Annotated in this window: 15 protein-coding genes; 13 read left to right on the forward strand and 2 right to left on the reverse strand. The window is 50.4% G+C overall.

Annotated elements, in window-relative coordinates:
* Nucleotides 1–18 precede the first annotated feature (18 nt).
* A complete protein-coding gene (locus tag JRJ22_RS10460; RefSeq protein ID WP_206104391.1) occupies nucleotides 19–711 on the forward strand; it encodes a class I SAM-dependent methyltransferase in 693 nt (230 codons plus the stop codon).
* 82 nt (nucleotides 712–793) lie between these two features.
* On the opposite strand, the gene JRJ22_RS10465 is transcribed toward JRJ22_RS10460, so the two are convergent.
* The gene (locus JRJ22_RS10465) at nucleotides 794–1,261 is read right to left on the reverse strand and encodes a hypothetical protein (protein WP_206104392.1); all 468 of its coding nucleotides are present in this window, start codon (nucleotides 1,259–1,261) and stop codon (nucleotides 794–796) included.
* A gap of 745 nt (nucleotides 1,262–2,006) precedes the next feature.
* On the opposite strand from JRJ22_RS10465, the gene JRJ22_RS10470 reads away from it, so the two are divergent.
* Nucleotides 2,007–2,627 (forward strand): hypothetical protein, encoded by a 621-nt coding sequence (locus tag JRJ22_RS10470; RefSeq protein WP_206104393.1) that lies wholly within the window; start codon nucleotides 2,007–2,009, stop codon nucleotides 2,625–2,627.
* A 176-nt stretch (nucleotides 2,628–2,803) separates the two neighbouring features.
* Nucleotides 2,804–4,993: an alpha-galactosidase gene (locus JRJ22_RS10475; RefSeq protein WP_206104394.1), complete on the forward strand. Its 2,190-nt coding sequence runs from the start codon at nucleotides 2,804–2,806 to the stop codon at nucleotides 4,991–4,993.
* Between the two features lie 95 nt (nucleotides 4,994–5,088).
* Here the strand turns inward: JRJ22_RS10475 and JRJ22_RS10480 are convergent, their stop codons facing one another.
* A complete protein-coding gene (locus tag JRJ22_RS10480; protein WP_206104395.1) occupies nucleotides 5,089–5,706 on the reverse strand; it encodes a nitroreductase family protein in 618 nt (205 codons plus the stop codon).
* A 320-nt stretch (nucleotides 5,707–6,026) separates the two neighbouring features.
* Between JRJ22_RS10480 and JRJ22_RS10485 the strand changes: the two genes are divergently transcribed.
* The 10 genes from JRJ22_RS10485 (at nucleotide 6,027) to JRJ22_RS10530 (ending at nucleotide 14,193) form a co-directional block, all read left to right on the forward strand.
* A complete protein-coding gene (locus JRJ22_RS10485; protein ID WP_206104396.1) occupies nucleotides 6,027–6,470 on the forward strand; it encodes a helical membrane plugin domain-containing protein in 444 nt (147 codons plus the stop codon).
* Nucleotides 6,471–6,513: 43 nt separating this feature from the next.
* Nucleotides 6,514–7,692, forward strand: a complete 1,179-nt coding sequence (locus JRJ22_RS10490; RefSeq protein ID WP_206105082.1) for an NAD(P)/FAD-dependent oxidoreductase — start codon at nucleotides 6,514–6,516, stop codon at nucleotides 7,690–7,692.
* A gap of 152 nt (nucleotides 7,693–7,844) precedes the next feature.
* Complete coding sequence (locus JRJ22_RS10495) at nucleotides 7,845–8,684, forward strand: DUF2785 domain-containing protein (RefSeq protein WP_206104397.1); 840 nt, start codon at nucleotides 7,845–7,847, stop codon at nucleotides 8,682–8,684.
* A 110-nt stretch (nucleotides 8,685–8,794) separates the two neighbouring features.
* A complete protein-coding gene (locus tag JRJ22_RS10500) occupies nucleotides 8,795–9,424 on the forward strand; it encodes an SGNH/GDSL hydrolase family protein (RefSeq protein ID WP_206104398.1) in 630 nt (209 codons plus the stop codon).
* A gap of 176 nt (nucleotides 9,425–9,600) precedes the next feature.
* On the forward strand, nucleotides 9,601–10,575 hold the full coding sequence (locus JRJ22_RS10505; protein WP_206104399.1) for a YhfM domain-containing protein: 975 nt from the start codon (nucleotides 9,601–9,603) through the stop codon (nucleotides 10,573–10,575).
* Between the two features lie 39 nt (nucleotides 10,576–10,614).
* Complete coding sequence (locus tag JRJ22_RS10510; protein ID WP_232381101.1) at nucleotides 10,615–11,367, forward strand: metallophosphoesterase family protein; 753 nt, start codon at nucleotides 10,615–10,617, stop codon at nucleotides 11,365–11,367.
* Nucleotides 11,368–11,457: 90 nt separating this feature from the next.
* Nucleotides 11,458–12,204, forward strand: a complete 747-nt coding sequence (gene map / locus JRJ22_RS10515; RefSeq protein ID WP_206104401.1) for a type I methionyl aminopeptidase — start codon at nucleotides 11,458–11,460, stop codon at nucleotides 12,202–12,204.
* Nucleotides 12,205–12,432: 228 nt separating this feature from the next.
* Nucleotides 12,433–12,753: a carboxymuconolactone decarboxylase family protein gene (locus JRJ22_RS10520; RefSeq protein ID WP_206104402.1), complete on the forward strand. Its 321-nt coding sequence runs from the start codon at nucleotides 12,433–12,435 to the stop codon at nucleotides 12,751–12,753.
* 39 nt (nucleotides 12,754–12,792) lie between these two features.
* Nucleotides 12,793–13,377: a DJ-1/PfpI family protein gene (locus JRJ22_RS10525; protein ID WP_206104403.1), complete on the forward strand. Its 585-nt coding sequence runs from the start codon at nucleotides 12,793–12,795 to the stop codon at nucleotides 13,375–13,377.
* Between the two features lie 27 nt (nucleotides 13,378–13,404).
* The gene (locus JRJ22_RS10530) at nucleotides 13,405–14,193 is read left to right on the forward strand and encodes a hypothetical protein (protein WP_206104404.1); all 789 of its coding nucleotides are present in this window, start codon (nucleotides 13,405–13,407) and stop codon (nucleotides 14,191–14,193) included.
* Nucleotides 14,194–14,203: the final 10 nt, after the last annotated feature.

Below are 14,203 nucleotides of genomic sequence, written 5' to 3' on the forward strand. Positions count from 1 at the left end.
AAGGTGAGATGAGTGCAGATGAGTAGAGCCAAATTGGATTTAGAGCGGATTGTGTTTATTGGCCGGACGTTTGACGAGTATATGAGGATGTTTGATTTACAGCCGGATAAGCTGCGTGGGCGGAGTATTCTTGACTGTCCTGCAGGAGCCTGCTCCTTCACTGCGGAAGCGAACCGGCACGGAGCCATGGCTGTTGCGGCCGATATCGCCTACAGTTATTCGGCAGAATTCCTTCAGGCTAAGGGACTCGCCGATATTGAGCATACATTGATTCAGCTTGATAGGGTACGCGATAATTTCAATTGGGACGATTTTCAAACCATAGAGGGGCTGAAGCAGGCAAGAACGGAAGCGCTGACTGTGAGCACCGTAGACAGATTGGCCCATCAGGAGCGTTATGTAGCAGTAGAGCTGCCTGTACTGCCTTTTGCCGATCAGGCTTTTGATCTGACCTTATCCGCTCATTTTTTGTTCATGTACGGTGACAGGCTGGATGTTGATTTTCATCTGGAGACCCTCCGCGAACTGCTGCGTGTAACGAAGTCGGAAATCCGTATTTTCCCGCTGGTGGATTTGTCTTGCCGGAGATATCCGCATTTAGATGAACTGATCCGCTTTATTCACAGCCAGGGCTGGAGCACAGAAGAAGTACGGGTTCCTTATGAATTTCAAAAAGGCACGGGCTCCATGCTGCATTTGAAGAGGGGCTAGCTATTTTTGGAGCTGCGGACAAAGAGATCCTATGCCTGTGACATAAAGTCATTAGACATAGGATCTCCAGAGGCTAAATAGATCAGCGGGAAGAGCGGCGCTTCAACCGGAAGGTTCCTGCAATCTTAGGCACATCATCATTGACCATGCGCTTCAGCAGACGTATCGGCCTGCCGTATTTCCGGTAATCATAGTCGTCCTTTGATGGATTGAGGAACTCATCCGGAAGCTCCTCCGGGACCGTGTAGGCGAAAATTCGTCCCTGCCGGTAAGCCAGGAATATTATCGGAGATTCAGCATACCCCTCGTCATGCCACTGCTTCAAGCTCATTTTATAGACTAACAGACTTAGTGCATCTTCATAGATCTTCCCTTTGTATTTAAACCTGAAAAATACGCCATATTCTGCATCCTTCAGCCGACTGCTTCGTTTAACGGAGGTGTAGCATTTCCACCAGCGGGGAAGCTTCACGGTGAAGCCGTACCTGGGGTCACAGTATAAGAGTCCATTCGTACGCTTCCTGGCGGCGCCAGATGGAGGCCTCTTCATAGCGCTTTTCTTGTTTGGATTCTTCGGTTCAGCGTTATCACATCCTCACGCATCGTTATCGGACTCTCGGTCCTGGGCATAATAGTCAGGATATTCATCCATGGGATCATGTGATTGGGCTGCTGCCCGGCGCTGATTTATAAGATTACACTGGTGATTCTATATGTATAAAAAAGTGCCTGTAACACAGGTAAACCCCTATTATTGATTTGCATCAACAATAGAGGTTTACGTAGTAACCACTATACCCATGTTCTTCTCAGACTCCTTATCCTATCCTTTGTACTCAGCCGGGTAGAAATCGTCCGAGGCGGCAGTAAATTTGCCTATCCTGCACATTAAATCTTCTCTAATTCATCCTCTGGCCACGCTAGGATTGATGTTCAACATTTGAGCTTTAAGAAGCTCATACCAGTTCGTTCCGGGATGGATTGAAAGCTTTAGTGTCAGGATCAAAGATATAGTCTCAAGCTCAGGGATTACAGCGGCTAAGGATTGCTGCGGTGAGATTTTACCTGCCCGTCAGGCTTCCTTCCAGCAGTGTAAGGTTCCCTTGAGTTGATGTCTAAAGTATACCCTGCTTCTCACGGGGAGTAAAAAGCCGTATGGTTGTAAAACAGGACTATTTTACAATAAACGCTAATGTAAGCGCTATTATTCTGGCTGATTCTTAGTTTTTTGAAAATAATTCACGGCGGTCTACTGCCAGCTTATCCTGTATAATAAACCGGAGAGGTGAGAGACTATGAAGCTGTTTCAGATGAAGACAACACCCCTTGGTGTGGAGCGGACCCGGGAGTTTCTTGAGGATAATTATTTGTGCATCGGCTATCCCGGTACGGGAGATTTACAGCAGGCCGATCGTGAGGATATACGGGTGAAGCTGCTGCAGAGCGGAGTTTGTGGGGAACAGGAACTGGAAGCGGCAGTGGACCACCTGGAGCTGTTTGTACATGATATGCAGGACGGGGACTATGTTCTGATTGCAGACGGGGAATGGGTGCACCTGGGCGATCTGGGAGACTATTTCTATGAAGACACCTATGACAACGAGGAGGATGGCCGGTGTCACCGGCGGGGGGTAACCTGGCTGAAAAGCATGTCCCGGCATTCACTGAATTCCATTGCAGGGGAGCTGCTGGCGGAGGATGCGCTGATTTCCCGTTATCAGGGGACACTTCCATCGGCAAGGCTGGAGCTATGGATCGGAGATGCGGGGGCTGACACCAGGTTTGGCGGAAGTCCGGCAACCGTTGATCAGGACACTCTTGATTTGGCCGTGGCCGTGCTGAAGGAAGCTCTGCACAGCGGCGATGCCGAACGGCGGGAGCGGGCAGCGATTGCGATTCTTCAATACGCGAGATGAATGCTTTTGCAGGGTGATTTTGAAGCGATTACAAGTTATAATGAACGCGATTGAATATTAATAAAGTAGCGTAAACTAACAAAAAGATGCTAACAAAATCTAGTCTATTCTTCCGCTGCGGTTCTATACACGGAGAAGGTCAGGAAGCAAGGCTCACAACCCTTAAGGAGGTTTAAATGGGAATTCAATATTTAGCCGAAGAGCGCATTTTTCATCTTCAGAGCAAGTCCACCAGCTATGTCATTCAACTGCTGCCCACCGGGGTGCCGGCGCATGTCTATTGGGGCAGAAAAATCCGTTCAACAGGCTTGTCTGCCATCCTTCAGCGGACGGAGCGCTGCTCTTTTTCGCCTAGTCCATATCCTGAAGACATGTCGATATCCTATGACACCATCGCCCAGGAATACCCGTCTTATGGGGTAGGGGACTTCCGGCATCCGGCTTATCAGATTCAGGCGGAGAACGGGACTACAGCTTCTGAGGCAATCTATGATACACACCGGATTTATCAGGGCAAGCCCAAGCTGGAAGGTATGCCGGCTACATATGTCGAGCAGGAGAATGAAACAGAGACACTGGAGCTAGAGCTGCTTGATCCGGTCGCCGGACTGCGGATTATTCTGAGCTACACCGTGTTCGAGGCATTGAATGCCATCACGAGGTCCGTCAAATTTGTGAATGAAGGCGGACAACAGCTGAAGCTGCTACGCGGACTAAGCATGAGCGTAGACTTCCGCGACGCGGATTATGAGCTGCTTCATCTCTCCGGCTCATGGGCGCGTGAGCGCTATGTGGAGCGCAGAGCACTTGCTTCCGGTATGCAAGGCATCGAGAGCCGCCGCGGGGCAAGCAGCCATGCACATAACCCGTTCATTGCCTTGCTATCGAAAGGTGCAGATGAGGAGCATGGAGATGTCTATGGCGTCAGCCTCGTATACAGCGGCAGCTTTACCGCCCAGGCTGAAGTTGATCCATACCGGACGACCCGCTTATCCGTGGGGATTAATCCTTTTGATTTCAGCTGGCTGCTGGAGAAGGGCCAGTCATTCCAGACACCGGAAGCCGTGCTGGTCTTCTCTCCGGAAGGTCTGGGAGCGATGTCGCGGACCTATCATAGGCTGTACCGGACCCGATTAAGCCGCGGCAGCTTCCGTGACCGTACGCGTCCCGTGCTTGTCAACAACTGGGAGGCCACTTATTTCGACTTCACCGCTGACAAGATTGAAGATATTGCCCGTGCGGGAAGCGAGCTGGGTATGGAGCTGTTTGTGCTGGATGACGGCTGGTTCGGCCACAGGGACAATGACCGCAGTTCTCTAGGTGACTGGTTTGTGGACAAGAAGAAGCTGCCGCAGGGCCTTGAGGATTTGGCCCGCCGGGTTAACGAGCTGGACATGCAGTTTGGCCTCTGGTTCGAACCGGAGATGATCTCGCCGGACAGCGAGCTGTACCGCCAGCATCCGGACTGGTGCCTGCATGTGGATGGCCGGCGCAGAACGGAAGCGCGGATGCAGCTGGTGCTGGATTTCTCCCGCGCGGATGTCTGCCAGGCGATTGGCGACCGGGTGGCGGATGTGCTGCGCAGCGCGCCGATTTCCTATGTGAAGTGGGACATGAACCGTAATATGACCGAGATCGGCTCGGCGCTGCTGCCGCAGGAGAGACAGCGGGAGACCGCGCACCGCTATATGCTTGGCCTGTATGGAGTGCTTGAGCGGATCACCGCTGAATTTCCGGATGTGCTGTTCGAGAGCTGCTCGGGCGGCGGCGGACGGTTTGACCCGGGAATGCTTTATTACATGCCGCAGACCTGGACTAGCGATAATACCGATGCCATCAGCCGGCTCAAAATCCAATATGGAACCAGTATCGTCTATCCGCTGAGCGCCATGGGGAGCCATGTATCGGCGGTGCCGAACCATCAGGTTCATCGCAGCACTTCGCTGGAGCTGCGCGGACATGTCGCGATGTCGGGCAATTTCGGCTATGAGCTCGATCTAACGAAGTTCACGGAGGATGAAAAGACGGCTGTTCAGGCACAGGTGGCACTCTATAAAGAGCTGCGCAATCTTGTGCAGTTCGGGGAGCAGTACCGGCTGCTTAGCCCGTTTGAAGGCAATGAAACGGCGTGGCTGGTCGCAGCGGAGGACAAATCCGAAGCCGTCGTGATGTACGCACGGACTCTAGCGGAGCCGAATGATGCGCTGCATTACCTGCGGCTGAAGGGGCTGGATCCCGAAGCGGATTATGAATGGGTCGAGGGCGGAGGCGTATTCGGCGGAGATCATCTGATGTATGCCGGATTGCCGCTGCCTGCACTGCATGGGGATTTCCAGAGCGTCCTGTGGCGTTTCCGCAAAGTGTAGGAGCGATTTCCTCTCGATTAACCAGCTAAGAACACAAAAGAGCCTTCCGGCGTAATGCCGGAAGGCTCTTTTGCATAGAATATAGATGGTTTGGATCAGATGAAATCAACAAATTCATTGACCGGCTTGCGGTAGCCGCGGGGTCTGATCTTGCGTTTGTTATCCTTGCCGATGGTAATCATCAGAACAGGCACGAAATTATCCGGCACATTCAGCGTAGCATTGACCGCAGCAGGGTCAAAACCGATCATCGGGCATGTATCCCAGCCCTTATCTTTAGCAATCAGCATGAACTGCATAGCCGACAGGGACGCGTTCCGGATCGCTTCATCGCGCTGGAACTGGTCATTTCCGCTATAAGCATCATTGATCGACTGGATGGTGCTGTCGTATTCTTCCTGGCTCATCGCCCCCAGCAGCTTAAGGCCGCTGTAAATTTCAGGCGCCTGCAGGTAAGCATTTTTGTCCCCGTAAACAATAATTACAGCTGAAGCAGTGTGAACCTTGTACTGGTTATAGGCATCCTTGTGCAGCTGTTCTTTAACAACCGGATCAGTAATTACCTTGTAATGCGCATGCTGCAGATTGTTGCTTGAAGGGGCAAGGCGGGCGAGTGAGAACATTTCCTCCAGCTCTGCCTTAGAAATCGTAACTCCCTCCACAAAATTCATAGCAGATCTCCGGGCTTGGACCAAATCTGAAAAAGTACTCATAAGTAATGCCTCCGTTAATTTATGTATTGGTTAATAAATATAAATAGCTAGTTTTTATTAATGAACTTACAATTAGTTACTCGCTAAAGATAGCATGGCATTAAGCGATCGTCAATGATTTAATACGTGTCCGTAAAAATTATTTTGAAAAAAGAAGATATTTCGCAAAAATGACATTAAAGAAGTGATTTTTATCACAAAACAAGGATATACAGGCAAAAACTTTGTGACATAATTAACATTATGGGTGGTATAATAGGCACATTGAGTTTGTGGATTTTAATTATGCAGTATTAAGTGAATACGGAGGAGAGGCTAATATGTCAGAAACTATCACTCAAACCCTGCCTACAGAAGAACAAACAGCAGGTAAACCGGCTTACACCAAAGAGGATTTACTGGATCAGCTGCTCAAACCTGAGGTTCAGGAATCGCTCACACTGCTGGTGGAAGAACTGCCTAAGTTAACACAGCTGGTCGGAGTACTAACCAAATCGTTTGACTTCGTACAGGCGGTTGCCTCAGATGAGGTGCTTAAAAATGATACGGTTGGGGCTATCAAGGAAATTGCCGAGCCGGTGGTTGGTTCTGTGAAAAACATGGCTGCTACAGTAATTGAAGCAAAAGACCGTGCCAACGAAAGCACTGAAACGATCAGTCTTTTTGGAATGATGAAAATGGTTAAAGACCCTCAGGTCCAAAAGATGCTCCGTTTCCTGAATGCTTATCTTCAAGTCAGCGGCGAACGCAGCACGCAGAAATAGAATCCTAATTTCATAACACACAAGTAAGGACGGAGGATATATGATGTCAAAACATATCGTAATTCTAGGAGCAGGGTACGGCGGCTTATTGAGTGCTTTAACTGTGCGCAAATATATGAGTAAAGCTGAAGCGAAGGTTACAGTGGTTAACCAGTACCCGACGCATCAGATTATTACGGAGCTTCACCGTCTGGCTGCAGGCAGCATCTCTGAGAAGGCTGTTGCCATGCCGCTTACAAAGCTGTTTGCAGGTAAAGATATTGACCTCAAAATTGCTAAAGTGAAATCATTTTCCGTTGACAACAAGCAAATTGCTTTGTCTGACGGTACAGTCCTTTCCTATGATGCACTTGTGGTAGGTCTGGGCAGCACGACGGCATATTTCGGAATTCCGGGTCTGGAGAAATTCAGCATGGTGCTGAAATCAGCTGAAGATGCCAAAAACATTCATGCCCATATTGAAGCCCGGATCCGTGATTATGCCGCAACTAAAAATCCGGCGGATGCAACAATTCTGATCGGCGGAGGCGGCTTGACAGGCGTTGAGCTAGTAGGTGAAATTGCCGATGTACTGCCTAAGCTTACCAGACGTTACGGGATAGATCCGAAGGAAATCAAGCTTCTGTTAGTTGAGGCCGGCCCGAAAATTCTGCCGGTATTGCCGGATCATTTGATCCAGCGTGCTACTTCAAGCCTTGAAGCCCGCGGAGTGCAGTTCCTGACGGGTCTGGCCGTTACCAATGTCGAAGGCAACACGATTGATCTGAAGGATGGTCAGAAGATTGTTGCGAATACCTTCGTCTGGACAGGCGGCGTGCAAGGCAATCCGCTGGTCGGCGAATCAGGTCTTGAGGTGAACCGCGGACGTGCAACCGTTAATGACTTCCTGCAATCCACTTCCCACAAAGATGTGTTCGTTGCCGGAGACAGCGCTGTATACTTCGCGCCGGATGGCCGCCCTTACCCGCCAACCGCGCAAATCGCCTGGCAGATGGGCGAGCTGATCGGCTATAATCTCTATGCCAGCCTGAACAACAAATCGCTGGAAACCTTCAGCCCGGTGAATTCGGGTACACTGGCCAGCTTGGGCCGTAAAGACGGTGTGGCGATTATCGGCGGAAACTCGACTCCGCTCAAAGGCCTGCCTGCAACAATGATGAAGGAAGCGAGCAACATCCGTTATCTGACCCATGTTAATGGTTTGTTCAGTCTAGCCTACTAAGTCTCCTTGAATATAGCCCTTTCAAAGCTCCCGAAATACTCATGCCTGCATGAGGTTCGGGAGTTTGAAGGGGTTTTTGTGCAATTTTACATAGTTAATTTCTGGAAATGGATTTAGACTGGGTTGATCTGTAGGGTAAAGGAGTGAAAGTGATGAGTGATTCAAGATCGAGGCTAATCGTTGATCTGCAAAGAATTGAGGCCGAAGAATACCAGCTACGTGATGGTGAAGCATATACGGATTTTATCCACCTCATGCTGGAATATATCGGAGATCCGCAGCCTGAGCTGCGGGATGAGCTGATCTATCCTACATTTTATCAGTGGATACTAAAGAAGCGGCTGTTTACCGCAGAGGAGCTGCGCAGCTTCCTGAATGTCTTGCTTGATGAGCAGCATCTGTTCTATGAAATCGGCAGTACGGAGGATGACAGCGTATTTACGCGGACATTCTCTGTCCTTCCGGTAGCGCTGATTATGCAGTTGCATATCAAACAGCCGTTTCTCTCTGCGGAGGAATACCGCGCTTTGAAGGATGCATTGCTCCGCTATTACCGTGAGGAGAAAGACCTGCGCGGATATGTGGAGGACGGCGGATGGGCTCACGCTGCAGCGCATGGTGCGGATGCACTGGATGAACTGGTTCAGTGCCCTGAGAGCGGTGAGGAGGTCCAGCTGGAAGTGCTGGAGGCTATCAAAGACATGCTGCAAAATCGGATGTTCCTGTTCGTAGAGGAAGAGGATGAGCGGATGGCTACGGTTGTGGATACGATGATCGTACAGGGACGCCTGCCCTGGAACAGCATCTCCGGTTGGATCGGCAGCCTTGGCGATTGTAAGGATTGGCCGCCGGGCCGCAGCCAGCGCATCGCTCAGGTTAACAGTAAAAGCTTCCTGCGCAGCCTTTATTTTCGAAGAGGACGGCAGGACAGAAGTGAGGCCTTTAAACAGGTGCTTCTTGCTGCAGAAGCTAGTTTGAATCGGTTCTGTTAGGTGATTATTTTACTGGTGCCCTAACGATAATAGGAGATGTTATATTGATTTCCGTTTGATATAATAGGCATGTTTATACTATTAAGCAGTTTTATGGGAGGATTATGTAGATGGGACTCAAGGATAATGATGTTATTGTTTTCATCGGTGACAGCATCACTGACTGCGGGCGGAATTATGAAGATGCTTCATCACTGGGTGTCGGTTACGCCCTGATGGTAGCTGCACGCCTCGGGCTACAGTATCCGGAGAAGAAGCTAGCGTTTTTTAACCGGGGAATCAACGGCAACCGCGTTGTCGATTTGCAGGAACGATGGGATAGGGATTGCCTGCGTCTGAATCCAACCTGGGTCTCGATTTATATCGGGGTCAACGATACCTGGCGCTATATGGACTCCGGTCAGGAAACGACTGCTGCTCAGTTTGAAGCCGCTTACCGGGACCTGATTGATCGTACTAAGAAATCCTCGGAGGCCAAGCTGGTGCTAGTTGAGCCGTTCGTGCTGCCGGTGCCGGATGACCGCAAGACATGGCGCCGGGATCTTGATCCGAAAATCCATGTTGTGCGTGAATTAGCGCGTGAATACGGTGCGCTGCTAGTACCGCTTGACGGCTTGTTCGCGGCCGCTTCGATGAAGGCAGAGCCTGCTTTCTGGGCAGGCGATGGTGTTCACCCTTCACCGGCAGGCCATGCCCTTATTGCTGATGCCTGGCTGAAGGCTGTAGGCGTGATTAATTAGCTCATATCATGCCTTCCGGTTTAAGACCGATCCGTTAATATGCTGCGGAACGGTCTTTTTTATATTTTATTAAAGGTACATAGTGCTTTGCATTTTATTCTCCTTATAGACACTGGTATAATTGAAAGATACATATGGATTTGGAGGTGGAACCCATCAGGCGGTTACTGGTTGTTTTGCCATTATTGCTGATCGTTTTATTAACCGGCTGCCAGAATGCTTACGGATTCATTAATGCAAGATGGATTACGGATATTTACCTTGAATATATTCCTCTGGATCGTGAGCAGAAGGAGGCGCCTTTTGAATCCAAAACGTTTACGGATGTCTTGTTTATCAAGGACATGGCGGACGCCATGAACAAAAGTAAGCGAATTCCGGGGGATCTGGATTACGATTACGATTTCAGAATGAAACTGACCTTTGGCGACGGCTATACAGAGGAGTATATTGTGAATTTGGGAAGAGATTCAGGAAATCCGGGCTTGCTGCTGTCAGCGGAACGCAGCAGCACCGTGTACACTATACCTGTCGAATATGCCGACCGGCTGAGGACGGCTATCTTTGTCGGAGGAGATCAGACTGCTGCGGATGCAGAAGTGGCGAAGGTCACTTTAGACAGCCCGTTCACCCTTTCCCGGAATCCGCTGCCCCAGGTGACAGGGCGGCCCGAATTTTTAAACATGGAGCTGATTGACGGCAAGTACAGCGAAGATTGGACCGCGCTTTCCCCCATTGCTGGGAGAAAATGGAGCGGGCAGTTCCGGCTGACCGTTACGGGAGAACAGGGAGATATTTTAAGCACTTATCCCCTGAGCAGACAGTATAGGGAAACTTTAGAGTTCGGCAGCTTTTTCCAGATTGAATTCGGTGATTACAACGGCGATGGCAATCCGGATTTTACGATTGGACAGTATGGTTCCAGTAACGGAAATGTATTCAAGCTGTTCACTCTGAACATAGACCGTTCGATTGAGGAACTGCCGATCAACCGGACACCCGAGCTATTTGTCAGCGCTTCAGGGAGATATTCCGTGAAGCTGACGGAAACCGAAGGGGGCTTCAAAGTAAGCCAATATAATAATTCGCTCGGTAAGCAGGTGGAAATTACATACCGCTGGATTGGTTCAGCTTTTCAAAAAGTTCAATAAGCCGTGGACTGCCTTATAAAACAACGGATGGGGATGTCTATGTACAACGTAATTGCAGTAATCTCAGATATCCATAGCAACAGGCTTGCTCTTGAGGCTGTTCTGCAGGATTTAGAGAGCCGGAATGCAGACCTCATCGTGAATCTGGGCGACACACTGTTTGGCCCTATAGATCCGGTGGGTACAGCAACCCTGCTGATGGAGCAGCCGGAAATTGTGAATATAATGGGCAACTGCGATGAAATTCTGCTGCAGGAAAGAAGCGATTCGCTTACATACAAGCAGGTGAAGCCGCTGCTTAGTACTGCCGAGGAAGAATGGATTTCCTCTTTCCGGGGGACTTGGAGCTATGATGAGCTGCTGTTCTGCCATGGTACGCCTTGGAACAATGGCCGTTATCTGCTGGAGCAGGTCCAGCTGGATGGCACTGTGGTTTATAAGCAGCCGATAGCGCTGGCAGCAGAGCTGCAGGGGATAACGGAAAGAATTATTTTTTGCGGACACAGCCATGTATTTCAATCCATCGATTTACCTGGCGGGAAGAAGGCAGTCAATGCGGGAAGTGTCGGTTTGCCGGCCTATGAAGATGAAGCGCCATATCCCCATGTGATGGAGTCAGGCACCAACTTCGCCAGTTACTGTCTGTGCTGGAGAAGCGAGGGACCGAACAGCTGGACTATCCAGCATAGGTTGGTGGAGTATGACTGGGAAGCTGCTGCCGCAATGGCGGACAGCAAGGGGCGAAACGATTATGCGGTTGCCATCAGAAACGGCCGGATGAGCCGGGTATAGGCACTACTGTAATGTGCAGGGTATATATTAAATCATAGATGCAGCTGGTGGAATCCGTCACGGATACCGGCGCGAGAGGGAAGTGGACAGATGACGAGTGATACAGCAGAAGATTTGCAAGGTCTGAAAGAGGCGGGAAAAGTGGTCGGTTATACGATTGCGGAGATGAAGCGCAGAGTCGTTCCCGGTATGACAACGGCAGAGCTTGATCAGGTCGGTGCAGAGATATTGGAGCATTTTGGCGCAAAATCTGCTCCTAAAGTGACTTATAATTTTCCGGGCAGCACCTGTATCAGTATCAATGAAGAGGTGGCTCATGGCATTCCGGGTCCCAGAGTCATTCAGCCTGGAGATCTGATCAATATTGATGTTTCTGCTGTGCTGAACGGCTATTACGGGGATGCGGGGGTTTCCTTTCAGCTGCCTCCGTACGATGAGAAACTTATCCGCTTGTGCCGCAGCACCGAGGAGACGATGATGAATGTGATCAACCATCTCCGTGCAGGCATGAAAGTAAATGAGATCGGCCGGGTGATGGAAATGGAAGCACGCAAACGCGGCTACAAGGTAATCCGCAATCTCTGCAGCCACGGGATCGGTAAATCCCTGCATGAGAAGCCTTTCGAAATCCTGCCTTTCTATAATCCGCGTGAAACTACAGTGCTTAAGGAAGGGCAGGTGATCACGGTCGAACCTTTCCTGTCAACCGGGGCGGATTTTGCGGAGCAGCAGAGCGACGGGTGGACCTTGAGTGTCAAAGGTGGCAGCCGGGTTGCCCAGTTTGAGCATACGATTATCGTGACAAAAGGCAAACCGATAATTCTGACAAGTGCATAGGCAGCCGTTCTCAATAGTTGTATCCTCAGACTTCATTTAAGTAAACGGAGGCTGTTCCAAACTGCCATCACATGGCGATCAGGAGCAGCCTATTTGTTATTGGACAGGATGGCACGGCGGGCGTGTATTTTGCAAAATATTCCTGTTTTGTGACGCGTTTAACCGAACTCCTGGCTTCTTTACGCTAGTGTAGAACTGTTACGGTTAAACAAACTGGAGGGATTGGATATGGAAGATTCGCCGCAAGTCAGTAATTCGTTTATGACGTTCATGAAGGAAGCGCCAGAGCAGCAGCAGGCCTGGATGGAAGCGGTTCACAAGCTCGATGCCGCAAGCAGGCTTGATCCCAAGACGGAAGAAATTGCCTATATTGCCGTCTTAGCTGCAGTTCGGCTGGAGAGCGGTTTGCCGTTTCATGTGAAGCATGCCAAACAGCTTGGGGCTACGCGGGAGGAGATTATTAGTGCTGTACTGCTGGGTCTTCCGGCTGCGGGAAATGTGGTGGTGCAGGCGCTGCCGGCTGCTTTGCAGGCTTATGATTCAGAGTGATGAACAGCAATTTGTCCGCAAGAGAAGGGAGGAGACCCGGTGAAGCTCGCCTTTATTCTTTTTGACGGGATGACATTTCTGGATTTCTCCGGTTTCTATGATGTGATCCGCAGGCTGGGACAATCCGATACTGGAAAAGGTCTGGAATGGGATATATGCGGCATTACGGATGAGGTCACTGATGAGATGGGTCTGACAATGAAAATCAGCCGTGTAATGCCGGATTTATCGGCATATGATCTGGTTTTTGTGCCGGGCGGACTCGGAACAAGGAAGCTCCGTCATGACGAAGTATTCATAAACTGGCTGCGCGGTGCAGCAGCAGCTCCTTATAAAGTATCCGTGTGCACAGGTTCGCTGCTGCTGGGTGCCGCTGGTTTCTTGCACGGGTCCAGCGCTACAACACATCCCTCTGCTTACGATTTGCTGGAGCCTTACTGCCGAAGTGTAATAAAAGCGCGTATCGTTCAGGATGGCAACGTTATAACTGGCGGCGGGGTATCGGCTTCAATCGATCTGGGCTTGTATCTACTGTCGCTGCTGGCAGGAGAAGAGGCAATGCTGGCTGTAAAGCAGCAGATTGACTATCCATATATTATTGAAGGTATAGTTAAGAAACAATAAAGTGTGCCAGAGAGGGGGTTATCAGGGATGTGTGGAAGACAGGCGGAGACATTACAGTTTCAGCAGTGGATTGAGAACCGGGAGCATTGGCCGCTACTGGAGGGCCATATGCATAACAACAGCGGGCTGCCCGGACCGCGTGCCAATCTGGAGCTGGCAGCAGGCTTTGCGCAATATTTTGCAGATGCAGACATACCGGATACAGCCTGGGCGCTGCTGTGTTCCTGGGTAGATGCTCCTGGTGAATTTCTGCCGTTCTGTGCAGTTCAGGCCTGCGGGGCCCATTACGCTAATGCAGATGAAGAGCGCCGGTGTCTGGTGGAGAGCATGCTAAAAGCGGCGATGAATGATGCTAGGTGGCGGGTTCGCGAGGCGGCTGCGATCGGACTGCAAAGCATAGGGGAGTCCGATTTCAGGCTTCTAGCGGATCTGCTTGACGGCTGGAGGAAAGATGCGGCTCTTCTGGAGCAACGGGCTTTTGTCGCTGCCCTTGCCCATCCGCCGCTGCTCAAAAACCGTAACCATGTGCTATACGCTCTAGACTTGGCAGCTGAAATTACGGACGGTATCCTGCATGGAGCTGTTAAGGATTGCGAGCCTGAGCATTTCCGGGTGTTGTCCAGAGGTCTGGAGTATAGCCTCAGCCTCTTTGCGGCCGCTGAACCAGAAGAAGGTTTTGCCCTGCTGCGCAGACTGGCGGAGAGCGGGGATGTTCGGATGATAAGGATTGTGAAATGTAATCTGGGCAAAACCCGGCTCAGCAAAAAACACCCTGACCGGGTCCGTGAGCTGCTAGCAGGATTGACAACGGTTTAAAATGTAACTA

This window comes from Paenibacillus tianjinensis (assembly GCF_017086365.1).
GTDB classification, from domain to species: domain Bacteria; phylum Bacillota; class Bacilli; order Paenibacillales; family Paenibacillaceae; genus Paenibacillus_AQ; species Paenibacillus_AQ tianjinensis.